The organism is Brevundimonas fluminis, from assembly GCF_003934285.1.
Lineage (GTDB): Bacteria > Pseudomonadota > Alphaproteobacteria > Caulobacterales > Caulobacteraceae > Brevundimonas > Brevundimonas fluminis.
Map to the genome: position 1 here is coordinate 37729 of NZ_RQWJ01000005.1, position 23750 is coordinate 61478.

General features: G+C 69.5%; 20 protein-coding genes. 12 read left to right on the plus strand and 8 right to left on the minus strand.

Annotated features, from left to right (window positions below):
- The first annotated feature begins 59 nt into the window (after window positions 1-59).
- Entirely contained in the window at window positions 60-1727 is a 1668-nt protein-coding gene (ettA, locus tag EFJ44_RS12305) for an energy-dependent translational throttle protein EttA (protein WP_125257521.1), read from the plus strand.
- Between the two features lie 58 nt (window positions 1728-1785).
- Here ettA and EFJ44_RS12310 read toward each other — a convergent pair whose 3' ends face one another.
- Both EFJ44_RS12310 and EFJ44_RS13880 read right to left on the minus strand, forming a co-directional pair.
- On the minus strand, window positions 1786-3579 hold the full coding sequence (locus tag EFJ44_RS12310; protein WP_125257522.1) for a PHA/PHB synthase family protein: 1794 nt from the start codon (window positions 3577-3579) through the stop codon (window positions 1786-1788).
- A 2-nt stretch (window positions 3580-3581) separates the two neighbouring features.
- Window positions 3582-3749, minus strand: a complete 168-nt coding sequence (locus EFJ44_RS13880; RefSeq protein WP_164511912.1) for a hypothetical protein — start codon at window positions 3747-3749, stop codon at window positions 3582-3584.
- A gap of 111 nt (window positions 3750-3860) precedes the next feature.
- On the opposite strand from EFJ44_RS13880, the gene EFJ44_RS12315 reads away from it, so the two are divergent.
- The 4 genes from EFJ44_RS12315 (at window position 3861) to EFJ44_RS12330 (ending at window position 8710) form a co-directional block, all read left to right on the plus strand.
- Entirely contained in the window at window positions 3861-4805 is a 945-nt protein-coding gene (locus tag EFJ44_RS12315; RefSeq protein WP_125257523.1) for a LysR family transcriptional regulator, read from the plus strand.
- Window positions 4806-4905: 100 nt separating this feature from the next.
- On the plus strand, window positions 4906-6267 hold the full coding sequence (locus EFJ44_RS12320; RefSeq protein WP_125257524.1) for a hypothetical protein: 1362 nt from the start codon (window positions 4906-4908) through the stop codon (window positions 6265-6267).
- Window positions 6264-7787 (plus strand): type IV secretory system conjugative DNA transfer family protein, encoded by a 1524-nt coding sequence (locus tag EFJ44_RS12325; protein ID WP_125257525.1) that lies wholly within the window; start codon window positions 6264-6266, stop codon window positions 7785-7787. Before EFJ44_RS12320 ends, EFJ44_RS12325 begins: the two co-directional genes overlap by 4 nt.
- Window positions 7784-8710, plus strand: a complete 927-nt coding sequence (locus tag EFJ44_RS12330) for a 2-hydroxyacid dehydrogenase (protein WP_125257526.1) — start codon at window positions 7784-7786, stop codon at window positions 8708-8710. The genes EFJ44_RS12325 and EFJ44_RS12330 overlap by 4 nt, the downstream gene beginning before the upstream one ends.
- Here the strand turns inward: EFJ44_RS12330 and EFJ44_RS12335 are convergent.
- On the minus strand, window positions 8707-9234 hold the full coding sequence (locus tag EFJ44_RS12335; RefSeq protein ID WP_125257527.1) for an EF-hand domain-containing protein: 528 nt from the start codon (window positions 9232-9234) through the stop codon (window positions 8707-8709). The genes EFJ44_RS12330 and EFJ44_RS12335 overlap by 4 nt on opposite strands.
- Window positions 9235-9343: 109 nt before the next feature.
- On the opposite strand from EFJ44_RS12335, the gene EFJ44_RS12340 reads away from it, so the two are divergent.
- The 5 genes from EFJ44_RS12340 to metH are packed head-to-tail and all read left to right on the plus strand — an operon-like array spanning window position 9344 to window position 15672.
- Window positions 9344-10306: an ArsR/SmtB family transcription factor gene (locus EFJ44_RS12340; RefSeq protein WP_125257528.1), complete on the plus strand. Its 963-nt coding sequence runs from the start codon at window positions 9344-9346 to the stop codon at window positions 10304-10306.
- Entirely contained in the window at window positions 10303-11256 is a 954-nt protein-coding gene (gene metF / locus EFJ44_RS12345; protein WP_125257529.1) for a methylenetetrahydrofolate reductase [NAD(P)H], read from the plus strand. Before EFJ44_RS12340 ends, metF begins: the two co-directional genes overlap by 4 nt.
- Window positions 11253-12317: a homocysteine S-methyltransferase family protein gene (locus tag EFJ44_RS12350; RefSeq protein ID WP_125257530.1), complete on the plus strand. Its 1065-nt coding sequence runs from the start codon at window positions 11253-11255 to the stop codon at window positions 12315-12317. The genes metF and EFJ44_RS12350 overlap by 4 nt, the downstream gene beginning before the upstream one ends.
- The gene (locus EFJ44_RS12355; RefSeq protein WP_125257531.1) at window positions 12314-13006 is read left to right on the plus strand and encodes a class I SAM-dependent methyltransferase; all 693 of its coding nucleotides are present in this window, start codon (window positions 12314-12316) and stop codon (window positions 13004-13006) included. The genes EFJ44_RS12350 and EFJ44_RS12355 overlap by 4 nt, the downstream gene beginning before the upstream one ends.
- Complete coding sequence (gene metH, locus EFJ44_RS12360; RefSeq protein ID WP_125257532.1) at window positions 13006-15672, plus strand: methionine synthase; 2667 nt, start codon at window positions 13006-13008, stop codon at window positions 15670-15672. The genes EFJ44_RS12355 and metH overlap by 1 nt, the downstream gene beginning before the upstream one ends.
- A 3-nt stretch (window positions 15673-15675) precedes the next feature.
- Here the strand turns inward: metH and EFJ44_RS12365 are convergent, their stop codons facing one another.
- From EFJ44_RS12365 to EFJ44_RS13890, 3 genes are all read right to left on the minus strand, one after another.
- Complete coding sequence (locus EFJ44_RS12365; protein ID WP_125257533.1) at window positions 15676-16230, minus strand: hypothetical protein; 555 nt, start codon at window positions 16228-16230, stop codon at window positions 15676-15678.
- A gap of 109 nt (window positions 16231-16339) precedes the next feature.
- The gene (locus EFJ44_RS12370) at window positions 16340-19438 is read right to left on the minus strand and encodes a TonB-dependent receptor (RefSeq protein ID WP_164511913.1); all 3099 of its coding nucleotides are present in this window, start codon (window positions 19436-19438) and stop codon (window positions 16340-16342) included.
- A 332-nt stretch (window positions 19439-19770) separates the two neighbouring features.
- A complete protein-coding gene (locus EFJ44_RS13890; RefSeq protein WP_164511914.1) occupies window positions 19771-19917 on the minus strand; it encodes a hypothetical protein in 147 nt (48 codons plus the stop codon).
- A gap of 63 nt (window positions 19918-19980) precedes the next feature.
- Here EFJ44_RS13890 and EFJ44_RS12375 point away from each other — a divergent pair, with 63 nt between their 5' ends.
- On the plus strand, window positions 19981-20880 hold the full coding sequence (locus EFJ44_RS12375; RefSeq protein WP_125257535.1) for an MBL fold metallo-hydrolase: 900 nt from the start codon (window positions 19981-19983) through the stop codon (window positions 20878-20880).
- On the opposite strand, the gene EFJ44_RS12380 is transcribed toward EFJ44_RS12375, so the two are convergent.
- Together EFJ44_RS12380 and EFJ44_RS12385 are read right to left on the minus strand one after the other, a co-directional pair.
- Window positions 20865-21572, minus strand: a complete 708-nt coding sequence (locus EFJ44_RS12380) for a DUF1499 domain-containing protein (RefSeq protein WP_125257536.1) — start codon at window positions 21570-21572, stop codon at window positions 20865-20867. The genes EFJ44_RS12375 and EFJ44_RS12380 overlap by 16 nt on opposite strands.
- 4 nt (window positions 21573-21576) lie before the next feature.
- Complete coding sequence (locus EFJ44_RS12385; protein ID WP_125257537.1) at window positions 21577-23211, minus strand: long-chain-fatty-acid--CoA ligase; 1635 nt, start codon at window positions 23209-23211, stop codon at window positions 21577-21579.
- 138 nt (window positions 23212-23349) lie between these two features.
- On the opposite strand from EFJ44_RS12385, the gene EFJ44_RS12390 reads away from it, so the two are divergent.
- Window positions 23350-23739 carry a hypothetical protein gene (locus EFJ44_RS12390; RefSeq protein WP_125257538.1) on the plus strand — a complete coding sequence of 130 codons (390 nt, stop codon included), beginning with the start codon at window positions 23350-23352 and terminating at the stop codon, window positions 23737-23739.
- Window positions 23740-23750 lie beyond the last annotated feature (11 nt).

Consider the following 23750-nt stretch of genomic DNA (forward strand, 5'->3'; position numbering starts at 1 on the left):
AGTCGCTACATCCCGCGCCGACCTCCCCACACTCCAGACGACAGGGCGCGACGCTCCCCATGGCGCAGCAATACATTTTCCAGATGCAGGGCCTGACCAAGGCCTATCCCGGCGGCAAGAAGGTCTTCGAGAACATCTGGCTGAGCTTCTACAACGACGCCAAGATCGGCGTCGTCGGCGTCAACGGCTCGGGCAAGTCGACGCTGCTGAAGATCATGGCCGGGCTGGACACGGAGTTCCAGGGCGAGGCCAGGGCCGCCGACGGCGTGAAGCGCGGCTATCTGGAACAGGAGCCGCAGCTGGATCCGGCCCTGAACGTCCGCGAGAACGTCGAGGCCTGGTGCGAGGAGAAGCAGTGGGTCAACCGCTTCAACGCCATCGCCGCGGAGATGGCCGAGAACTACTCCGACGAGCTGATGGAGGAGATGACCGCCCTCCAGGAGAAGATCGACGCCGGAGACGTCTGGGACATCGACAGCCGCATCGAGATGGCGATGGACGCCCTGCGCTGCCCGCCGGACGACTGGGCGGTGATCAACCTGTCCGGCGGCGAGAAGCGCCGCGTGGCGCTGGCCCGCCTGCTGCTGTCCAAGCCCGACATGCTGCTGATGGACGAACCGACCAACCACCTGGACGCCGAGTCGGTGGCCTGGCTGCAGCACCATCTGGAGAACTTCCCCGGCTGCGTCATCCTGGTGACCCACGACCGCTACTTCCTGGACCAGGTCACGAAGTGGACGCTGGAGCTGGACCGCGGCAAGGGCCATCCGCACGAGGGCAACTATTCCAGCTGGCTGGAAGCCAAGCAGAAGCGCGTGGTGCAGGAGCAGTCGGAGAGCGAGGCCCGCCAGCGCGCCCTGACCCGCGAACTGGAATGGGTGCGCTCCGGCGCCAAGGCCCGTCAGGCCAAGTCCAAGGCCCGTCTGGCCGCCTATGAGCGCATGGTCGCCGAGCAGGAGAACTCGGCCAAGGCCCAGACCCACGCCGTCATCCAGATCCCGCCCGGCCCGCGTCTGGGCAACGTGGTGCTGGAGGTCGAGGGGCTGGAGAAGTCCTACGGCGACAAGCTGCTGTTCAAGGACCTGACCTTCAAGCTGCCCCCCAACGGCATCGTCGGCGTGATCGGCCCGAACGGCGCCGGCAAGTCGACCCTGTTCCGCATGATCACCGGTCAGGAACAGCCCGACGCCGGCAAGATCCGCGTCGGCGAGACGGTCAAGCTGGCCTACGTCGACCAGTCGCGCGACGACCTGAAGCCGGACGACACCATCTGGCAGGCCATCTCGGGCGGCACCGACGTGATGATGGTCGGCAAGCGCGAGATCAACACCCGCGCCTACGTCGGCAGCTTCAACTTCAAGGGCGGCGACCAGCAGAAGAAGGTCGGCCTGCTGTCGGGCGGCGAGCGCAACCGCGTGCACCTGGCCAAGACCCTGGCGACGGGCGGCAATCTGATCCTGCTGGACGAACCGACCAACGACCTCGACATCGAGACCCTGCAGAACCTCGAGGAGGCGCTGGAGGAGTTCGCCGGCTGCGCCGTGGTGATCAGCCACGACCGCTGGTTCCTGGACCGCCTTGCCACCCACATCCTCGCCTTCGAGGGCGACAGCCACGTGGAGTGGTTCGAGGGCAACTTCGAGGCGTATGAGGAAGACAAGAAGCGCCGCCTCGGCGCCGACAGCCTGATCCCCCACCGCATCAAGTTCCAGAAGTTCGGGCGGTAACAATCAGATCTAAAAACGAAAAGGGGTGGCAGGATCACCTGCCGCCCCTTGTCGTCGGTCAGTGCCTCACCCGGACGTAGTCGCCGGGGGCGGCGGTCAGGGCCTTCAGCTTGCCCGCGCCGGGCTTGCGCGGCTTGACCTTGTCGTCGGCCGCCAGTTCGGCCAGCCAGCCCTGCCATTCAGGCCACCAGGAGCCTTCCTTCTTCGCGGCCCCGGCCAGCCAGGCCTCGGGATCGGCGGGGGCGTCGGCGTTGGTCCAGTAGCCGTGCTTGCCGGCGGCCGGCGGGTTGATCATGCCGGCGTTGTGGCCCGAGCCGCCCATCAGGAAGCGCGTCGGACCGCCGAAATGCGTGCGCTGGGCATAGGTCGACCTCCACGCCGAGACGTGGTCGTCCTTGAGCGCGATCAGCATGACCGGCGTGGTGATCTTCGACAGGTCCAGCGCCACGCCGTCGATCGTCACGCCGCCCGCGTCCTTCAGCCGGTTGCCGGCCAGGATCTCGCGGCCGTACTCCTTGAGGAACCGCGCGGGGATGCGCGCGCCGTCGTCGAACCACCACAGGAGGTCCGAGGCGCGGGCCTCGTCGCCCAGCAGGTAGTGGGTCACCACCGACGACCAGATCAGGTCGTTGGCGCGGACCGTGGCGAACAGTTTCGTCAGGTCGTGCGCCTCGACGTAGCCCTTGCGGTCCAGATAGCGGTCGAAGGCGTCCAGATCGCCCTTGCCGGTGAAGACCGACCATTCGCCCATGTCGCCGAAATCGACCAGGGCGGCGATCAGGGTGGCCGACGCCACGCGGTCGCCCTGCCCGGTCTGGACCAGATACGCCAGCGTCATGGCCGACAGGGTGCCGCCCAAGCAGTAGGAGACCAGGTCGACGTCGGCCTCGCCGGTCGCCGTCCGCACCGCGTCCATGGCGGCGACGACGCCGTCCTTCACATAGGCGGTCAGGCCCTTGTCGGCCATCGCCTCGTCGGGATTTGCCCACGACACCACGAAGACGGTGTGGCCCTGATCCACCAGCCATTTCAGATAGCTGGCCTTGGGCGTCAGGTCGAAGAGGTAGTATTTATTGACCAGCGGCGGCACGAACAGCAGGGGACGGCGGAAGACCTTTTCGGTCGTCGGCGCGTACTGGATCAGCTCCAGCAGTTCGTTGCGGAACACCACGGCGCCGGGGGTGGCGGCGATGTTCCTGCCGAGTTCGAAGTCGTTCGGCGCGCGGCGCGCGATCAGACCGTCCCCGCGGGCCACGTCGTCCAGCAGATTGGTCAGGCCGGTGAGCAGGCTGAGGCCGCCGCTCTCCACCGTGCGGCGCGCGACCTGCGGATTGGTGTGCGCGAAGTTGGCCGGCGACAGGGCGTTCATCAGCTGTCTGCCGGCGAAGTCGACCTGGGCGCGCGTGGCGTCGTCCACCGGCGCGGCGGCGACGAATTCCTGCATCCGCTTCGCCGACAGGAGATAGGCCTGCTTCAGCCAGTCGTAGACGGGCTCCTCGGTCCAGGCGGGATCCGAGAAGCGGCGATCGCCGCGCTCGGGCGCCGCGACGGGCTCGGGGCTGCCGCCCATGATCCGCTCGCCGAAGCCGCGCCACAGCGCCGTCCAGTCCTGCCAGCCCTGCATCTGCGCCTGCATCAGGGCCGCCGGACTGGTCATCACCGCCGTGTTGAAGTCCCACCACGCCCGCGCGACCGTGGTGGGGTCATAGGGCAGCGGCTCGGCGGACAGCGCCTTCCGCGTCGTCGCCTGCACCGCGGCGGCGGCGCTGAACATCAGCCCGGTCAGGGCCTCGGCCACGACCTCGGGATCGGGCGGGATCATCAGCGGCGGTTCGCGACGCGCGTCGGTCAAGATCAGGCCTCCGGGGCGGTCAGGACGTCGACGGCGTCGCCGTCCTGCGGCGCCACGAACAGGAACGCCAGCGCCCGGTCGGGGTTCGCCGCGGTCCAGAGGGGGCAAAGGGCCGGCGTCGCCTGTACCTGAGCGGCGTCGGGGCGGAAGTCGGCGGCGTCGAAGGCCATGGCGGCGATCCCGGTTGGGTGAACTCTGTTGGCCAAGCTTATGTCATGGCTTTTTCGCCAAGACGATGCCATGATATGCGCTTTCATTGTGCATTTTTGCACAGGCTAGGCATGAGCGACGACTTCAACTGGAATGACCTGCGCGCCTTTCTGGCGGTGGCCCGAACGGGGCGGCTGACGGCGGCGGCGGCGCGGTTGGGCGCGGACCACACCACGGTGGCCCGGCGCATCGCGGCGCTGGAGGCTGCGCTGGGGGCGCGCCTGTTCGACCGCAGCCCACAGGGTTACGCCCTCACCGCCCACGGCGAGGCCCTTCTGCCGCACGCCGAGAAGATCGAGAGCCTGACCCTGCGCGCCGCCGGTCAGGTGGGCGAGGCGGATCAGGCCCTGACCGGCGCCGTCCGCATCGGCGCGCCGGAGGGGTTCGGCAGCTATTTCCTCGCCCCGCTGATGGTGAAGCTGGCCGAGCGCCATCCCCAGCTGGAGATCCAGCTGGTCGCCATCCCGGGCGTGGTCAGCCTGTCCAAGCGCGAAGCCGACATCGCCGTGACCCTCAGCCCGCCGCGCGAGGGGCGGCTGGTGTCGCGCAAGCTGACCGACTACGGCCTGGGTCTGTATGCGGCGCCGGTCTATCTGGACGCCCGGCCCCCGATCCTGACCCGGGCCGCCATGGCCGGCCACCGCTTCGTCGGCTACATCGGCGACCTGCTGTACGCGCCGGAGCTGGACTACATGCAGGCGCCCGACGTGGACATCCACGTGGCGCTGCAGAGCTCCAACCTGATCGCCCAGCTGCAGGCCGCGTTGGCCGGTGCGGGCCTGTGCGTCCTGCCCGACTTCATCGCCCGGCGGGAGGCCGGCCTGCGGCGCGTGCTGCCGCACGACGTCGGTCTGGAGCGCAGCCTGTGGCTCGTGGTTCACGCCGACCTCAAGGCCCTGGCCCGCATCCGGGCCGTGATGTCGATCATCGTCGAGGCCGTGCGGGCGGACAGGTCCAGCTTCCTTTCGCCCGCGACGCCCGCTTCCCCGCGCGCCCGCGCAGGTCCGCAACCTTGACGGTGAAGATCATCCGCCCGACGCTTCCCCCGCCCGTCCGACGGAGGCCCCGCTGACCGCGCCCCAGACGCCCAGCCTGAACCTGAGCTCCGGAGAGCCGGTGAAGGTCGCCGCCGCGCGCCTGATGCGTCTGGCCGCCGAGGTCATGCCGCAACGGCGCGTGGGCTTCATCCGCAACGCAGGACGCAATCTGCCGACGACGCGCGCCAGCCTCGCCGCGCTGGCGCCTCTGGTGGAGGCGGATCCGCGCCAGCCCGTGCCCGAGGCGTTGCTGGAGTCGGTGAACCACAATCCTTACGGCGGCGCTTCCGTCGGTGACGGGGTCAGCCCATCGGTCGGCCGCTTGGGAGCAGACCTGCTCAAGGAGGCCGGCTGGGCCCTGGAAACCGATCCGGACCTGAGCCGGGGTGCCGACCTGTATCTCCTGGCGGGCGACCTGCTTCTGGCGGCGCCGGAGGCGAAGCTGGACGCCGAACTCGTCGCCCTGTGGCCCTATCTGGAACGGACCATCCGCTTCGACTTCCCGCCCGGCGCGCCCGCGGCGCCCGACGAGGCGTCGGCGGCCCTGCTGAAGGACGCGGGCTTCATGGCGCTGCTGGACCGCGTCGCCGCCATGGGCCTGCGGGATCCCGGCGGCCGGGAGTGGGATCGCGCGCATCTGGCCCGGCTTCTGGCCCCGATCTGGCTCGCCCGATCGCCGGCGGCGCATGAGCCGCTGTCCGAAAATCAGACCGAGCGCCTGATGCACGCCGCGGCCGCCCCGCGCATGGACTGGGCCCTGCCGACCCTGATCCCGGGCGAGTGGACCGACCTGTCGCCGGCCGACGCCGCCGTGGTTTTGACCTTGGTCGGCGAGGCGGAGCGGCTGGGCGAGAAGCGCTGGCCGCTCACCCTTGAACACGCCTGCGACCGGGTGCGCAGCCGCTCGCTGGCCTGCTACGGCGGCGCCCTGCTGTTCGAGCTTCAGGGCTATGGATCCGGCGGCGAGCCGGGCCTGATGTCGGTGCTGATGGCCGGCGACCGGATCTTCGTGGCCGAGGGCACGTCCGCGCCCCTGCATCACGCCACCGATGCGGTGGGGCTGCGTCTGGACACGCCGGACGCGCGTCGGGATTTCCTCGTTCTGTTCGCCGGGTGGGTCAGCAGCGGCGAAGGCCGGTTTCACGTCATCGCGACGGAGCGGGATCTGGCCCCCCGGTTCACGGGCTCGCCGGAGCAGTGGGACGCCGTGACTCCCCTCATCGCCCCGCTGGAGGATCTGGGCCGGGGCGAGGACGGGCGCTGGGGTTTCGACGCCACCGTCCTTTACGGCGACGCCCTGTTCCGCGCCCGGTTCAGGCTGAACGAGATCGGTCAGGTCGTCATGACCGACGAGGAGATGCTGGCGCATGGCCTCCCGGTGAACGTCGAGGTGCGCGACGGGCCGCTGGTGCATCTGAGGACGGGACGGGAGGACGCATGACCGTGGAACTGGTGCCGGCCACCAACGAGCTGACCCTGCCCGAGACCATCGACAGGCCCGGCATGATCGTGGCGTGGTCATTGGAAGAGGAGCACGGCCGGATTCCCCCCGGCTTCACCATCGGCGACCGCGACAAGCGGTCGGACGGACTGCTGGACCCCATACTGATGGAGCGTGAGGGGCACCTGATGACCATCGCGCCGACCGGCGCGGGCAAGGGCACGGGCTGCATCGTTCCGGCCCTGCTGCGCTTCGACGGGCCGGTCATCGTCATCGACCCCAAGGGTGAGAACGCCCTGATCACCGCCCGCCGCCGCCGGGAGATGGGCCAGCAGGTCGCCGTCATCGATCCGATGGGCGTGACCGGGCTGCCGTCGGCGGCGCTCAACCCGCTGGACGTGCTGGACGCGGACTCCCCGACCTTCGTCGACGACGCCATGGCCATCGTTTCGGCCATGACGCAGGACGACCTGAGCGTCGGCACCAACGACGGCCGCTACTGGGCCGAACGCGGGGCGACTTTCGTCCTGGGGATCATCCTTCACGTCGTCGCGGACCTGCCGCCGGCGCGGCGGCATCTCGAGACGGTCCGAGATCTGGTGAACCAGGCGGTCGGCGAGCTGGCCACATACACCGCCGTGGCCGAGCGTCACCCGGCCGCCGACCTTTCGGGAACCGTCCTGTCCGCGCTGGAATCCTCGCGTGACCCGGAGGCGCGCCGCATCGGCCAGATGCTGCGCATAGGGGCCCTGACCACCATCGGCGGCATCCTGTCCTTCTCCCAGAGCATCGTCGATCTGGTGCGGGGCGGCGCGATCGCGCCGACGATCCGCGATACCAGCTTCGACCTGGGCGCCGTGACCCGCGGCGAGCCACTGTCGATCTATCTGGTGCTGCCGCCGCACATGCTGTCCAGCCATGGACGGCTGCTGCGGCTGTGGGTCCACACCCTGATGACGCGCATCACGGTCCGGAACGGTCGACCCGAGAAGTCGACCCTGTTCATCCTCGACGAGGCGGCCCAGCTGGGAACCTTCGACGCCCTGCGCAGCGCCGTGACCCTGTTGCGCGGCTATGGGCTGCAGACCTGGAGCTTCTGGCAGGACGCCTCGCAGCTGCAGCGCCTCTATCCGCACGACTGGGAGACGATGATCAACAACTGCCGCGCGGTGCAGTGCTTCGGCGCCAACACCATGCTGGCGGCGCGGACCATGGCGAGCCTGGTCGGCTACCACAAACCCGACCAGTTGCTCGAACTGGACGACGACGAGATGCTGCTGCAAATCTCGGGCGATCTGCCCGTGCTGGCGCGCCTGCCGAACTATCGCGCCGACCCGGTGTTCAAGGGGATGTTCGACGACAATCCCTTCCATGACGCCACCCGCCCGGTCGAGCGCCCGAAGGTGAAGGTCAGCCGCGTCTTCCAGCGGAGCAGCAGACCGGCGCCCGAGCCGGCTCCCGCGGAGACCCGGGACGAAGTGCTGAAGCGGCTGAGGGCCGCGCAGAGCGAGGGCAAGTGAGCGACCGTCCCGCCGTCCTGATCGTCCAGCCCCATCTGGGGCCGATCGCGCCCTTTCTGGAGGGAAGCTACGACGTTCATCGCCTGTGGGAGGGACCTCCGGTCGAGGCGGAGGCCCTGATCGAGGCGATCGTGGTCGCGGGCGAGTTTCCGCTCGATCCCGCATTGATGGACCGCCTGCCGAAGCTGAGGCACGTCGCCTGTTTCACCGCCGGCTACGACGGCATCGATCCGGCCTGGTGCCGGGCGCGGGGGCTGGAGGTGACCCACGCGCCGGGAGTGAATCACGAGGACGTGGCGGACCACGCCATCGGGCTGATCCTGGCGGCGCACCGCAAGATCGCCTCGGGCGACGCCGACGTCCGCGCCGGGCGCTGGACGCCGCGGTCGAAGACCATCACGCGCTCCCTGGGCGGGCTGGGGCTGGGGATCGTGGGTCTGGGGGCGATCGGCGCGGCGGTGGCCCGACGCGGCGAGGCGATGCGGATGATTCCCTCATGGTGGGGGCCACGGGCCAAGGACGCGCCGTGGCCGCGCGCCGGGAGCCTGATCGATCTGGCGAAGGCCAGCGACGTGCTGGTCGTCGCCTGCCGGGCCGACGAGAGCAATCGCGGGCTGATCTCGGCCGAGGTCATGCGGGCGCTGGGACCCGACGGCCTGCTGGTCAACGTCTCGCGCGGTCAGGTCGTGGACGAGGACGCCCTGATCGAGGCGCTGAAGTCGGGACGGCTGGGCGCCGCGGCGCTGGACGTGTTCGAAACCGAGCCGACCGACGCGGCGCGCTGGGCCGACGTGCCGAACACGGTGCTGACGCCGCACACGGGCGGAGCGACGACGCAGGCGGTGCAGGGCATGCTGGGCCTGCTGCTGCAGAACCTCGACGCCGTGCTGAACGGCCGGCCGCCGGTGACGCCCGCGCCCTAGCGCTGGGGCCGCTCGTCCTCGGTGACGCGGCCGTCGCCGTTCTGGTCCAGCCGGTCGAACATGGCGGCGGCGGCGGCTCGCGCCTCGGCCTCGGTCACCCTGCCGTCGCCGTTCGCGTCCGAGCGGCCCATGCGCCGTCCGCCGCGACCGGAGGCCTCCATTTCCGAGGCGTCTACGACCCCGTCGCCGTTCGCGTCGGCGCGGCGGAACCGCTCCAGCGAACGGTCCTGAAAGCCGGACAGCGTCAGGCCGCCCTTGGGCATCTCGCCCCATGGCCCGCCCACGGGGCGATCGGGGTCGGCCGGTGCGCCCTCGCGGACCGGGGGCGGATCCTGCGACGCGGCGGCTCCGGCGCCGCCCGACGCCGTCGAGGAGTCTCGAGGCTGAGCGTCGGCGGATCCCGCCGAGGCCGGGATCGTGGCGTCGATCAAGGCGTCGTCGGGCTCGGACGCGCCGCCGGCGGGAGCGGGCGAACAGGCCGCGAGGCCCAGGGCGGCGGCAGAAATGACGAGGGGCAGGCGCATGGGAGGGCTCCGATCAGTCTCTGGCCTGAAACGCGCCGAAGCCGCGGAATCCTTCGCCGACCCATGATTTTGCTTGCATAATCATATAAGGATATCTTTATATGATGCCATGACCTACCGGGCGGATCATCTCGTGGAGGCGCTGCGCGGGGCGGGTGAACCGACGCGCCTGCGCATCCTCGCCCTGCTGGCGACCGAGGAACTGTCCGTCATGGAGCTGTCCGGCGTGCTGGAACAGAGCCAGCCGCGGGTCAGCCGCCATCTGAAGCTTCTGACGGACGCCGGACTGATCGAACGCTTCCCCGACGGCGCGCGGGTCTTCTACCGGCTGTCCTCCGATCTGTCGGCGCGCCATCTGATCGAAGCCATTCTGGATCTGCTGGACGACTGCGACGGCGAGGCCGACCAGCGCCGTCTGGACGCCGTGCGCCGCGAGCGCGAGGCGGACGCCGAGGCGTATTTCGACCAGATCGCCCCCAGCTGGGACCGGATTCGCTCGCATCACGTCCGCGAAAGCGCGGTCGAAGAGGCGATCCTGGCCGCCGCCGGAGACGGCCCGTTCGATCGCATGGTGGACCTCGGCACCGGCTCCGGGCGCATGCTGACCCTGCTGGGGCGGAAGGCGAGGACCGCGATCGGCCTGGATCTCAGCCAGAACATGCTGAACATCGCCCGCGCCAATGTGGCCAGGGCCGGCATCGACAAGGTCGAGCTGCGGCACGGCGACGTCTTCGCCACGCGCCTGCCGGACATGACGGCCGACCTCGTGGTGGTGCATCAGGTGCTGCACTACCTGACCGATCCGGCCGCGGCCGTCGCGGAGGCGGCCCGGCTGGTGCGACCGGGCGGCCGCCTGCTGATCGTCGACTTCGCCCCCCACGCGCTGGAGCAGATGCGCGAAGAGCACCAGCATCGCCGGCTCGGCTTCGACGACGCCGAGATGCGGCGCTGGCTGGCCGCGGGCGGCCTGGAGGCCGCGCCCGCGACCGTCCTGCCGCCCGACCGCGAGGGGCTGACCGTCTGCATCTGGACCGGCCGCCGGGCCGCCCTGAAGGAAGTGAAGGCCGCATGAGCGCCGAACCCCTGAGCCTGTCGCAGGCCCGCGCCCTGCTCCTGTCGCCGCTGGGCCCGGTGGCGCGCGCCGGCCGCGACGCCAGCCGGCCGCGCGTCTCCTTCGAATTCTTCCCGCCCAAGACCGACGAGGCCGAGGCCAATCTGTGGAGGGCCATCTCGCGTCTGGCCCCGCTGAAGCCGGAGTTCGTGTCCGTCACCTACGGCGCCGGCGGCTCGACCCGCGAGCGCACGCACCGCACCGTCACCCGCATCCTGGCCGAGACCGGGCTGAAGCCCGCCGCCCACCTGACCTGCGTCGAGGCCAGCCGGGGCGAGATCGACGAGGTCATCGCCGAATACAAGGCCGCGGGCGTGCGCCACATCGTGGCGCTGCGCGGCGATCCGCCGGGGACCGCCGGCATCGGCGGCGCCTATGTTCCGCGCGCCGACGGCTACGCCAACGCCACCGAACTGGCCGCCGCGATCAGCCGCGTGGGCGGGTTCGAGATCACCGTCGGCGCCTATCCGGAGAAGCACCCGGAGAGCCCGTCGATCGAGCACGACGTCGAGGTGCTGAAGGCCAAGGTCGACGCCGGGGCGACGCGCGCGATCAGCCAGTTCTTCTTCGACATGGACGCCTTCCTGCGCTTCCGCGACCGCGTGAGGGCCGCGGGCGTCGAAATCCCCCTGATCCCCGGCATCATGCCGGTGTCGAACTTCACCGGCCTGAAGCGCATGAGCGCGGCGTGCGGCGCTTCGGTGCCCGACTGGCTGGCGGCGCATTTCGACGGGCTGGACGACGATCCGGAGACCCGCAAGCTGCTGGCCGCCTCGGTCGCCGCCGAGACCTGCGCCCGGCTGCAGGAGGAAGGCTTTCAGGACTTCCACTTCTACACCCTGAACCGCGCCGACCTGGTCTACGCCATCTGCCGCGTGCTGGGCGTGCGCGAAGACAAGGCCGCCGCATGACCCGCGCCGAACGCATCAAGGCCCTGAAGGCCGCCGCGCGCGAGCGCATCCTGGTGCTGGACGGCAGCTGGGGCGTGATGATCCAGCGGCGTCAGCTGTCGGAGGCGGACTTCCGTGGCGAACGCTTCGCCCGTCACAACCATCCGCAGCAGGGCAACAACGACCTGCTGATCCTGACGCGTCCGGACGTGATAGCCGACCTGCACGACCAGTATTACGCCGCCGGCGCGGACATTTCGGAGACCAACACCTTCTCCTCGACGCGGATCGGCCAGGCCGACTACGGGTTGGAAGACGCCGTCTACGACCTGAACTTCGAGGGCGCCCGCATCGCCCGCGAGACGGCGGACCGCTGGACGGAGAAGGAGCCGCACAAGCCGCGCTTCGTCGCCGGCTCGATCGGCCCAACGAACCGGACCCTGTCGCTGAGCCCCGACGTGAACGACCCCGGCTACCGCGCCGTGACCTATGACGAGGTCTACGACGGCTACAAGGAACAGGCCCGCGCCCTGCACGACGGCGGCGTCGACCTGTTCCTGGTGGAGACCATCTTCGACACGCTGAACGCCAAGGCGGCGATCAAGGCGATCCTGGATCTGCAGGACGAGGGGTATGAGCCCCTGCCCCTGTGGATCTCGGGCACCATCACCGACCGCTCGGGCCGCACCCTGTCGGGCCAGACGGCCGAAGCGTTCTGGAACTCCGTCCGCCATGCCCGACCGTTCGCCGTCGGCTTCAACTGCGCCCTGGGCGCCGACCTGATGCGGCCCTACGTCGCCGAGCTGTCGCGGCTGGCCGACACCCTGGTGGCCGCCTTCCCCAACGCGGGCCTGCCCAACGCCATGGGCCAGTATGACGAACAGCCGCACGAAACCGCCCACTTCATCGAGGAGTGGGCGAAGTCGGGTCTCGTCAACATCGTCGGCGGCTGCTGCGGCACGACGCCGGACCACATCGCCTGCGTCGCCGGGCAGGTGACGGGCGTGGCGCCGCGCGCGATCCCCGACCGGCCCGTGGCCATGCGGCTGTCGGGGCTGGAACCGTTCGAGCTGGTGGCATGACCAAACCCGCCTTCAACTTCGCCGATCCCGACTTCGTCGCCAAATACGTCGAGAAGGGCCCGCGCGCCTTCATGCCCGGACAGCCCGGTGTGCTGCAGATGGCCGGCATACTGCTGGCCGAGCGCGTGCCGGACGACGGCCATGTGCTGGTCGTCGGTGCCGGCGGCGGGTTGGACACCCAGGCTCTGGCCAAGGCGGGGCCCCGCTGGCGCTTCACCGGCGTCGATCCTGCCGGGGAGATGCTGAACCTTGCCCGTCATATCCTTGGCGAAGAAGCCATGCGGCGCGTCGACCTGATCGAGGGCGGCGTCGAGGCCGCGCCGGAGGGACCGTTCGACGGCGCGACCATGATCCTCGTGCTGGGCATCATTCCGGACGACGGGTCCAAGCTGACGACCCTGCGGAATATCCACCGGCGGCTGAAACCGGGGGCTCCCTTCGTTCTGGTTGACCGCTGCGACAGCGCCGACAACCCGCACTTCGACCGCAATATGGACCGCTATGTCGCCTTCGCGTCGGCCAATGGCGTCGATCCCGAGACGCTGACCAGTGCGCGAGGCAGCCATCGCGGCAATCCCGGCCTCGCCACCGCCGCCCGCGACGAGGCCCTGCTGGCCGAGGCCGGGTTCGGTGACATCGAGTCGTTCTACCACGCCATGAACTGGCACGGCTGGGTGGCCTACGCCTGATGCGCCCCACCTTCATCAACGTCGGCGAGCGGACCAACGTCACAGGCTCGGCCAGGTTCAGGAAGCTGATCGTCGAGGGCGATTATGCCGCCGCGCTCGATGTCGCGCGCCAGCAGGTCGAGGCGGGCGCCCAGATCATCGACGTCAACATGGACGAGGGGCTGCTGGACGGCGTCGTCGCCATGCGGACCTTCCTCAACCTGATCGCCGCCGAGCCCGACATCGCCCGCGTGCCGGTGATGATCGACAGCTCCAAGTGGGAGGTGATCGAGGCGGGCCTGAAGTGCGTCCAGGGCAAGCCGATCGTCAATTCGATCAGCATGAAGGAGGGCGAGGCCGCCTTCCGCGAACAGGCGATCAAATGTCTGCGCTACGGCGCCGCCGTGGTCGTCATGGCCTTCGACGAGGTCGGTCAGGCGGACACCGCGGCGCGCAAGATCGAGATCTGCACCCGCGCCTATCGCATCCTGGTGGATGAGGTCGGCTTCCCGCCCGAGGACGTCATCTTCGACCCCAACATCTTCGCCGTGGCGACGGGGATCGAGGAGCACGACAACTATGCCGTCGACTTCATCGAGGCGACGCGGGTCATCAAGGCCACCCTGCCCCACGCCCACGTCTCGGGCGGGGTGTCGAACGTGTCGTTCAGCTTCCGCGGCAACGAACCGGTGCGCCGGGCGATACACAGCGTCTTCCTGTACCACGCCATCGCCGCCGGCATGGACATGGGCATCGTCAACGCGGGCGACCTGCCCGTCTATGACGACATCGATCCGGAGCTGCGGGAGGCGGTCGAGGACGTCATCCTGAACCGGCCCCAGCGCACCAACGTGTCGAACACCGAGCGGCTGGTCGACATGGCGCCCCGGTACAAGGGCGAGAAAGGCGCCGCGCGGGTGGTCGACCTGTCGTGGCGCGAGCAGCCGGTGAGCAAGCGCATCGAGCACGCCCTGGTCCACGGCATCACCGAGTTCATCACGGCTGACACGGAGGAGGCCCGTCTGGCCGCCGAGCGCCCGCTGCACGTCATCGAGGGCCCGCTGATGGACGGGATGAACGTCGTCGGCGACCTGTTCGGCTCGGGCAAGATGTTCCTGCCCCAGGTGGTGAAGTCGGCCCGGGTGATGAAGCAGGCCGTGGCCTGGCTGGAGCCCTTCATGGAGGCCGAAAAGGCCGGCCAGCCCCGTCAGCAGGCGGGCAAGATCCTGATGGCGACGGTCAAGGGCGACGTCCACGACATAGGCAAGAACATCGTCGGCGTCGTTCTGCAGTGCAACAACTACGAGGTCATCGATCTCGGCGTCATGGTGCCCGCCGACCGCATCCTGGACGAGGCGGAGAAGCACGGCGTGGACGTCATCGGCCTGTCCGGCCTGATCACCCCGTCGCTGGACGAGATGGTGTTCGTCGCGCGCGAGATGGAGCGGCGCGGCTTCGACGTCCCCCTGCTGATCGGCGGGGCGACGACCAGCCGGACGCACACGGCGGTCAAGATCGAGCCCGCCTATCGCCGCGGATCGACCACCTACGTCGTCGACGCCAGCCGGGCCGTGGGCGTCGTCTCCGGCCTGCTGTCGCCGACGGAGAAGGCGAAGAACGAACAGGCCACGCGCGACGAATACGTCCGCATCCGCGAGCAGTATGCGCGCGGGCAGGAGGTGAAGGCCCGCGCCACCCTGCAGCAGGCGCGCGCCAACCGCTGGCGGCCCGACGCCGGGCAGCCCCTGCCCCCGCCCCCGTCGTTCACCGGCGTGCGGGCGTTCGACGCCTGGGACCTGAAGGACCTGGCCGACCACATCGACTGGACCCCCTTCTTCGCCAGCTGGGAGCTGATCGGCCGCTACCCCCAGATCCTGGAGGACGAAATCGTCGGCGACGCGGCGCGGGACCTGTTCCGCGACGCCCGGGCCATGCTGAAGCGGATCGTCGACGAAAAGTGGTTCACCGCGAAGGGTGTGGTCGGCTTCTGGCCCGCCAACGCGCGCGGCGACGACGTCGTGGTCTGGGCCGACCAGGCCCGCACGACCGAACTGGCCCGTTTCCACGGACTGCGCCAGCAGATCGCCAAGTCGAACGGCAAGCCGAACCTGTGCATCTCGGACTTCGTGGCCGAGGACGGCGACGACTGGCTGGGCGCCTTCGCCGTCACCGCCGGCCACGGCGAGCTGGAGAAGGCGGCGGAGTTCAAGGCGGCCGGCGACGACTATTCCGCCATTCTGGCCACCGCCCTGGCGGACCGGCTGGCCGAGGCCTTCGCCGAGCGCCTGCACAAGGAGGTACGGACCACGCTGTGGGGTCACTCGCCCGGCGAGGACCTGTCGGTGCAGGAGCTGATCGAGGAGAAGTATCAGGGCATCCGTCCGGCGCCCGGCTATCCGGCCCAGCCCGATCACACGGAGAAGGCGACGCTGTTCCGCTTGCTGAACGCGGGCGAGAACGCCGGCATGGCCCTGACCGAAAGCTTCGCCATGACGCCGCCGGCCTCGGTTTCCGGCCTGTATTTCGGGCATCCGGGCAGCCACTATTTCGGCGTCGGCAAGATCGACCGGGACCAGGTCGAGGATTATGCGGTGCGCAAGGGTCTGTCTGTGGAGGAGACCGAGCGGTGGCTGGCGCCGATCCTCAACTACGACCCGGCGGCCATCGGCCGGGCCGACGCGGCCTGACGCCTACTCCAGCCCCACGTCCTTCAGGCTGGGCGGCGCGTCCGTGATGCCCAGGGAGATGCGCCGCGCCGCATGCTCGCATCGGCCGGGCAGGCCGAAGAACAGGCCGAAGGTCTCGTTGCGCAGGGCCTGATCGCCCGCCAGCACCGGGGCCCACATCCGGCGCGCGCCCTCGGCCGCGGCCTCGGCCTCGGCGAGGGCCCCGGGCGACTGGAAGGCGCGCCCCGCCTCCAGCGCGGCTCGGAACTTCGTCGCCTCCACGCGGCCCAGATCGATCAGGCGCAGATCCAGTTCGTCCGCCGTGCCCAGGCTTTCGCCCGTGGCCACGTGCCCGGAGACGAGGGCCTCGCACCACGCCACCAGGGAGTAGTCCGCCTCGGGGGCGCCCGGCGGCAGCGGCGTGGCATAGGCCAGCGCCTCCAGCGTGCGGCGTGACCGCTCCGCGTCTTCACCCGTGAACTGCGTGCCGCCGGTGCGGATGACCTCGTCCTGCGCGGCGGCGGGGGCCGCGGCGGTCATCACGGTCAGGGACGTCAGGGCGGCGAGAAGGAGGCGCATGGGAACTCCGGAAGGTCGTCGTCCGGATACGGCGCCCCGCCGCCTCCGGGCAAGAAAAAGGCGGCGGGTCCGAAGACCCGCCGCCCCATCTCTCTGCGTCGTCGGCCGCCTAGAAGCGGTAGGCGACGCTCAGACGGACCGAACGCGGCGCCTGATAGGCGGTCACGCGACCGTAGTTCGGATCCGGATCGGCCGGGCTGGTCCGATCGCCGAACTCGTTGAAGTCCTGCTCCGAGTCGAAGTTGAAGACGTTGAACACGTCGGCGCGGAGCACCAGCGAGTCGCCCGGGATCGTGAAGACCTGCGCCAGATCGTAGGCGAAGGTCATGTCCAGGTTCGTCAGCCAGTCACCCTCGAACTGCGAGCCGCGCGGCGTGGCCACGCCGCCGCAGAACCACGACGCCGCGCCGTACAGCGAGGCGAAGAAGTCCGTCGGGTGCACGCCCTGACAGCCGAACTGACGCGGCGACTGGATGATCAGGTTGGCGCCGACGTTGAACGCCGGGGTCACCTGCCAGTTGCCGAATGCCTTGAACGTGTGTTCGCGGTGGTTCGGCAGCTTGCCGAAGGAGTTGTCCGTCAGGCCGGGCTGGTCGAAGTCCTGCGACAGACCGGGGTCGGTCTGGCCGTTGTCGGACTTCAGCGCGCCCTCGTAGTTGCCTTCCGAATCCGACCAGACGTAGCTGAAGCGGCCCGCCCAGACGCCGTCGAAGGGCTTCTCCATCGAGATCTCGAGGGCCTTGTAGGTCCGCGAGGGGGTCGGATAGTTCAGCTGGTCGGCCGTCAGGGTGATCTCACGATCGCTGGTGACGCGGCCGCCCGTGGCGCGGCTCAGGTCGGCGCCCGACAGGGTGATGACCATGTCCTCGCCCGGGTTGGTCAGCACGTACTGGTGGAAGCCGTACCACACCGAGTAGCACTCGGCGTAGGTCAGGTTGTCCGGGTTCGGGTTCGAGCAGTAGTCCAGCACCGCGGCGTCGATGGCGACGTCGTCGATGGCGGTGCCCAGGTCACGATAGGTGGCCTTGATCCCGAAGGTCCAGTCGTCGAACACCCGGGTTTCGTAACCCAGGATGAACTCGTCGACGTACATCGGGTCGATTTCCTTGTCGACCTGCGTCGAGATCGGACGAACCTCGCCGGAAGCGAAGTTGCCGCCGCTGACGAAGGTGCCGAGGATCGGCTCGCCCGTCGTGTCGTGGATGCCGTCGGCGTTGGCGTCGTTCGGGCCGCCGGTGCGATTCAGGGTCCAGACGTCCTGGATGAAGAACTCGGCGCCGGCCAGACGCTGGTTGGTGTTCACGGCCACCGGCAGGAAGTAGCGACCGAAGAAGCCGAACAGCTTGGAGTCGCCGTCGCCGAAGACGTCGTAGGTGGCGCCGAGGCGCGGAGCCCACTGGTTCTGCAGATCGACGAAGGCGACGCCGGCGATGTTCTCGTTCTCGAAGCCTTCGTTGCGCAGGCCGAGGTTCAGGGTCAGGCGGTCGGTGACCTCCCAGCTGTCCTGGATGTAGTAGGCGTTCTGCGTCGAGGTCCAGGCGCCGTCGTTGTCGTAGGCCCGGATGCGGACGCGCGTCGGCAGACCGGCGCCGTCGTAGTTCTGGTAGCGGTACCAGATGCCGCCGGTGCGGTCGCCCGTGCAGTTCACGGCCACCGAGATCGGGCCGCCCGGACGGCAGTAGTTGTAGCCCGTGCCCGAATAGTCGAGCGACTGCGAGGCTTCCAGCTTCTCCTGGTCGATGCCGAGGCGGAAGTGGTGCGAACCGAAGAAGTCGGCGTAGATGTCGACGTCGGCGCGCAGGACCTCACGACGGTCCGAGTTGTTGGACGGCTGGCCGATCAGCCAGCAGCCCAGACGCGGACGGGCCGGGTTCAGGTCGGTGATCAGGGCGCAGGAATCGCCGGGCGACGAGTTCTGCTCGTCGTACTCGTTGACGCCGTACGAGATCGAGGTCGTCAGCCAGTCGGTCCAGATGCCGGTGTAGCGGCCGATCCAGTTCTCGCCGCCGAAGCGGAACACCGACTCGCCCTGGGTGGTGACCAGCTGGCCCGTGGCCGGGTCGAACGTCGTGGTCTCGCTGGTCTGCTCCTGCTCGTCCTTGAAGTAGGTGAACTCCAGGCGGTGGTCGTCGGTCAGCAGGAAGTCGACCTTGGCGCCGTAGAACGGATCGTCCGTCATGACGCGCGTGCCGGTGCCGTTCACCGTGCCGTTGAAGAACTCACGGTCGCGGATGTTGTACAGACCGAAGATGAACAGGCGGTCGCGGATGATCGGGCCGCCGAAGTCGAAGATCAGGTCCGACGACTCGGTTTCGTCGTACTGGTTCAGGGCCAGATAGGTGTCCGGCGAGTTCTCCTGCAGGCTGTTCGGCTCCCAATAGGCGGTGATGCCGAACTCCCACTCGTTGCCGCCCGACTTGGTCGTGCCGTTCAGCACGCCGCCGGTGCCGCGGCCGAATTCCGAGGAGTAGCCGCCGGTCTTGGTTTCAAGCGTCTGGTAGAACTCGAACGGAACGATCGACGAGCCGGTGAAGTCACGGAATTTCGTGATGTTCAGGCCGTTGACGAAGTAGGTGTTCTCACCGGCCGAGGCGCCGCCGATGGTCGGGATGCCGCCGAAGGCGTTGTCCGACGCGGTCACGCCCGGGGCCAGCAGGGCCACGGCGTTGCCGCTGCGGGCGATCGGCACGTTGCGCGACAGCTCCTCGACGTTGACGGTCAGACCCGTGGTCGTGGCGTCGAACTCCGACACGGCCTGACGCACGCCGACGACGACGATGTCGTCCACGGCGGTGGCGCCCGAGGTGTCCACGCCGCCGACGCGGCCGACGGTGAAGACCAGCGAGGTGGTGCCGCCGGCGCCCACCGAGATGGTTTCCGTCAGGGTTTCATTGCCCGACGAGGTGACGGTCGCAACGTACTGGCCCTGCGGCAGGGCCACAGCGCGGAACGAACCGTCGGCGCCCGTGGTGTAGGTGCGGGTGAAGCCCTGCGACACCGACTGCAGCGTCACGGTCGCGCCCGAAACCCGCGCGCCGGTCTGGGTTTCGACGGTGCCGGCCACGGCGCCCTGGACCAGGTTCTGGGCGGCCGCCTGGGTCGGGGCCAGCAGCACGGCGGCGGCCGGAACGGCGACGAGCGCCATCAGCGACGCGGAGCCGATCATCGTCGAGTGCAGCAAACGCTGCCGAATGGTGTGAGTCTTCAAGAGACGTCCTCCTAGGGCCGATGCGAAGCTTCCCGTTTCCGGGCCCCTCGTCGCACCGACGTTGAGCATCCGCGAGCCCCAATGCACGCAGATTGCCTCCAACCTAGCCGAACGACGGGCGCCGGGTCACCACAATTACGGCTCCGTAATCCAATCGTCGCGACAATGTCGCAATCGGGCCACACCACCGCAAGGCGCTGATTTGGCGCGAAAAAACTTGGTTTCCGCGAGGTTTCCTCAGCGACCGGCGGTCGCCGCGCGCCCCTGGGCCGCCGTCCTCGCGGCACAATTCGCCGGCGGAGCGAGACGGCGGGAAGCGCGGAGATTCGGCCTCAGCGGATAATGGCGACGCGAGCCGCATAGGGCGCCGGTTCGGGCGTGCAGGAAGCCGCCGCGAGCTGCGCCGCCATGATACAGAGAAACGCGGCGGCCACGGTCAGGAGCCGATTTGACACAGAAAGGGCGGCGGCGACGGCCATGACGAGCATCCTGAAGGGCGTTTACGCCTCGTTAAGGCAAGCCCCGGGCCAGGGGCGCGGCGCATGATCCCCTTCGTGCGCGACTTCGACCCACGCCCCGGCGAGGAAGTCCGCCTGACGCCGCGGGCGTCCCGCGTGACCGCGGGCAATCCCGGCCCCTTCACCTTCACCGGCACGAACAGCTTCATCGTCGGCGGACCCGGCCCGGGCGCCGGCGTGGCCGTGATCGACCCGGGGCCGGACGACCCGCGTCACCTGCAGGCCCTGCTGGAGGCGCTGGACGGCCGTCGCGTCGTCGCCGTGCTGCTGACCCACACCCACCGCGACCACGCGCCCCTCGCCCACCCCCTCGCGGACGCCGTCGGCGCCCCCGTGCTGGCGGCCCCGTCGCCTGCACGGGAGACCCACGCCTCGACCCCGGACGAAGAGGAGACGGCCGGCGTCAGGCCCGATCGCGTCCTGTGCGACGGCGATCTGGTCGAGGGCGACGGCTGGACCCTCCGCACGCTGGCGACGCCCGGCCATGCGTCCAATCACCTGTGCTTCGAGATGATCGAGGAGAACGCCCTGTTCAGCGGCGACCACGTCATGGGCTGGTCGACCACCGTCGTCGCGCCGCCGGACGGCGACATGACGGCCTACATGACGAGTCTGGACAAGGTGATCGGCCGCCGGTTCGGGCGCCTGTTCCCGGCGCACGGCGGGCAGATCGACGACCCGGCGCCCTTCCTGGCCGCCTATCGCGATCACCGGCTGGCGCGGGACGCCCAGATCCTGGCCCGGCTGGACGCCGGCGACCGGACGATCGCGGAGATGGTCCCGGTCCTCTACGCGGACGTCGACCGGCGCCTGTGGCCGGCCGCGTCGCTTTCGGTGTGGGCGCATCTGATCGCGCTGGAGCGCGCCGGCCGCGTCACGGCCCGACCGGCGCCGTCGCCGGACGCGCTCTACGCCCCCGCCTGAGCCGCGATGGCCCGGGCCAGGGCGGAGGCGAGACGGCAGGTCTCGCCCGCCTGCGCCACGTCCGACCGCGCCGTCACGCGCACGTCGGTGCGCCCCGGCCGGATGCGCACCACGGCGTCGTGCGCGAGGCCGAACCAGAAACCCCGGCGCTCTCCCTCGGCCCGGAACGCCGCCGAGCCGATGACGGTGAAGCCCGCGGCCTCCAGCGCCGCGGCGGCGCGTTCCGGGGCCAGCTGACTGGGAGTCGGGACCGCCCCGAGGCAGGCTTGCGGCCCGGCCGGAGACACGGCGCGCACGGCGCCAGCCGCGGCACGGCGCTGACCCAGCATCCGCGAGAACCCCGGAGGGTCGTCCGGATCGCTGGTCACGTCCCAGGGCGAGGGCGTCTGGTAGGTCTGCCAGCGCAGACCCAGGGACGCCGCCGTGCCGCCGGCCGCGAGCACGGCGACCGCCGCGGCCAGCCCCACCGTCCTCGGGCGGCGCATCGACCAGACGGCGAGGGCGATCGCGCAGGCCACGCCGACGAGCGTGAGCGCCGGGGCGACCGCGAAGGTCAGCGTGCGCAGGCCGAATTCGGGCGTCCATAGCCCGGCCCGCGATCCCAGGGCCGCGACGAAGACCGTCGCCCCTCCGGCCAGCGCCCCGGCGACCAGCCAGGACGCCTGCGTCAGGTCGGAGCCCTTGCGCGCCATCGGATCAAGCCTGCGCCGTCGGCAGGCGATAGTCCTTCAGCCGCTCACGAACGAGCTTCTTGTCGATCTTGCCGGTGGCGCCCAGCGGGATGTCGTCCACGAAGACGACGTCGTCGGGCATCCACCACTTGGCGATCTTGCCCTGCAGGAAGTCGAGATGCTCCTGCTTGTTCTGGCTTTCGCCGGGCTTAAGCTTCAGCACCAGCACGGGCCGCTCGTCCCACTTGGGATGGGCCGCGCCGATCACGGCCGCGAGTTCGACCTTGGGGTGGCCGACGGCGATGTTTTCGATCTCGATGGAGCTGATCCACTCGCCGCCGGACTTGATCACGTCCTTGGCGCGGTCGGTGATCTGCATGAAGCCGTGCTCGTCGACCGTGGCGACGTCGCCGGTGTCGAAGAAGCCCTCGTTGTCCAGGATCTCGCCGCCCTCGCCCTTGAAATAGGCGGCGGAGATGGTCGGGCCGCGCACCATCAGCCGGCCGTAGGTCGTTCCGTCGTGCGGCATCTGCTGGCCGGCGTAGTTCTTCAGCTTCAGCTCGACGCCCAGCGGGGGCACGCCCTGCTTGATGCGCCACTTCATGCCCTCGTCGTAGGGCAGGGCCGCCAGTTCGGGCGTCAGGTTCGACAGCGTGCCGATGGGCGAGGTCTCGGTCATGCCCCAGCCCTGCAGCACCTCGACCCCGAACTCGTCGTTGAAGGCGCGGATCAGGCTTTCCGGCACGGCCGAGCCGCCGATCAGCACGCGCTTCACCGTCGACAGCTTCAAGCCCTTCTCGCGCATGTGCGCCAGCAGTCCCTGCCAGACGGTCGGAACCGCAGCCGAGAAGGTGACGCCTTCGCTCTCCAGCAGCTCGTAGATGGCCTCGCCGTCCATCCGCGCGCCGGGCATGACCAGCTTGGCCCCCGACGCCGGCGCGGCGAAGGCGATGCCCCAGGCGTTGGCGTGGAACATCGGCACCACCGGCAGGATCGTCTCCTTCGGAGAGGGCCCCAGCACGGTCGACTGCATGCCCAGCAGGGTGTGGATGAAGTTCGACCGGTGAGAGTACAGGACACCCTTGGGATTTCCGGTCGTGCCCGAGGTGTAGCAGAGGCCGCAGGCCGTCTGCTCGTCGAAGCCGCCCCATTCCACTTCGCCGGAAGCGCCCGCGACGATCTGCTCGTAGCATTCCGCCTGCGGCAGCTTCGTCGCCGGCATGGTGTACTCGTCGGTCATGACGACGACCCGCTCGACCGAGGGGCAGTGCGGCAGCACCGCCTCCAGCAGCGGAATGAAGGTCAGGTCGACGAAGATGATTTTGTCTTCGGCGTGATTGATGATGTAGCCGAGCTGTTCGGGGAACAGGCGCGGGTTCAGGGTGTGGCACACCGCCCCGATGCCCATGATGCCGTACCAGACCTCGATGTGGCGGGCGGTGTTCCAGGCCAGGGTGGCGACGCGGTCGCCGGGCTTCACCCCCCAGTCCAGCAGCGCCTTCGACACCTTCTTCGCGCGACCGTGGATTTCGGAATAGGTGGTGCGGACCACCGGCCCCTCGACCGAGCGCGTCACCACCTCGCGGTGGGGATGCCAGTTCTTCGCATGGTCCAGGATCTTGTCGACCGTCAGGGGCCAGTCCTGCATCAATCCCAGCATCGTCGATCCCCATCGTTTGCCGTCTGATCGCGGCGTGGCGGGCACGCTATCGGCGCGGCGGGGCCAGCGCAACGTGACGCAAGGTCATCCATCGGTCGGCAACGGAGCGGAAACCGTGCCCTGCGCACCATGGTCCGCATGACCTCGGACGCTCTGCGACATCCCGCCGCCCGTGCCCTGACGTTGCTGCCGCTGCCCGGGCTGCTGATCGGCGCCGGCGTCGTCTTCATCGCGGGCGTGATGCCGACGATCGTCACTTTCGGCATCGTCTGGATGGTCATCTTCTGCGCCGCGCCCCTGGCGCTGCTGGTCCAGATGGCCGGAGCCGGCGCCGCCTCGGCCTATTTCGGCTTCGGCGCGCTTCTGCTGCTGCACCTCGTGGTCTTCCACGCGCCCCTGGTCGGAGGACTCGTCGCCCGGAACCGGTCTCTGACGGGGATGGGCCTGAACACGGCGGTGGTCGGCTGGTCGCCGCTGCTGGGCGGCTGGATCGCGCTGCAGCGTCTGGGCGACGCCTGGCCGGGCTAGTCCGGGCGGGC

Excerpts from the sequence above, each read along its gene's own strand:
- EFJ44_RS12375 (WP_125257535.1), top strand. The coding sequence starts at position 19,981 with ATGATCCCCTTCGTGCGCGACTTCGACCCACGCCCCGGCGAGGAAGTC.
- EFJ44_RS12385 (WP_125257537.1), bottom strand. The coding sequence starts at position 23,211 with ATGCTGGGATTGATGCAGGACTGGCCCCTGACGGTCGACAAGATCCTG.
- EFJ44_RS12365 (WP_125257533.1), bottom strand. The coding sequence starts at position 16,230 with ATGCGCCTCCTTCTCGCCGCCCTGACGTCCCTGACCGTGATGACCGCC.
- EFJ44_RS12335 (WP_125257527.1), bottom strand. The coding sequence starts at position 9,234 with ATGCGCCTGCCCCTCGTCATTTCTGCCGCCGCCCTGGGCCTCGCGGCC.
- ettA (WP_125257521.1), top strand. The coding sequence starts at position 60 with ATGGCGCAGCAATACATTTTCCAGATGCAGGGCCTGACCAAGGCCTAT.
- EFJ44_RS12355 (WP_125257531.1), top strand. The coding sequence starts at position 12,314 with ATGACCAAACCCGCCTTCAACTTCGCCGATCCCGACTTCGTCGCCAAA.
- EFJ44_RS12315 (WP_125257523.1), top strand. The coding sequence starts at position 3,861 with ATGAGCGACGACTTCAACTGGAATGACCTGCGCGCCTTTCTGGCGGTG.
- EFJ44_RS12340 (WP_125257528.1), top strand. The coding sequence starts at position 9,344 with ATGACCTACCGGGCGGATCATCTCGTGGAGGCGCTGCGCGGGGCGGGT.
- EFJ44_RS13880 (WP_164511912.1), bottom strand. The coding sequence starts at position 3,749 with ATGGCCTTCGACGCCGCCGACTTCCGCCCCGACGCCGCTCAGGTACAG.
- EFJ44_RS12350 (WP_125257530.1), top strand. The coding sequence starts at position 11,253 with ATGACCCGCGCCGAACGCATCAAGGCCCTGAAGGCCGCCGCGCGCGAG.
- EFJ44_RS12325 (WP_125257525.1), top strand. The coding sequence starts at position 6,264 with ATGACCGTGGAACTGGTGCCGGCCACCAACGAGCTGACCCTGCCCGAG.
- metF (WP_125257529.1), top strand. The coding sequence starts at position 10,303 with ATGAGCGCCGAACCCCTGAGCCTGTCGCAGGCCCGCGCCCTGCTCCTG.
- EFJ44_RS12390 (WP_125257538.1), top strand. The coding sequence starts at position 23,350 with ATGACCTCGGACGCTCTGCGACATCCCGCCGCCCGTGCCCTGACGTTG.
- metH (WP_125257532.1), top strand. The coding sequence starts at position 13,006 with ATGCGCCCCACCTTCATCAACGTCGGCGAGCGGACCAACGTCACAGGC.
- EFJ44_RS13890 (WP_164511914.1), bottom strand. The coding sequence starts at position 19,917 with ATGGCCGTCGCCGCCGCCCTTTCTGTGTCAAATCGGCTCCTGACCGTG.
- EFJ44_RS12380 (WP_125257536.1), bottom strand. The coding sequence starts at position 21,572 with ATGGCGCGCAAGGGCTCCGACCTGACGCAGGCGTCCTGGCTGGTCGCC.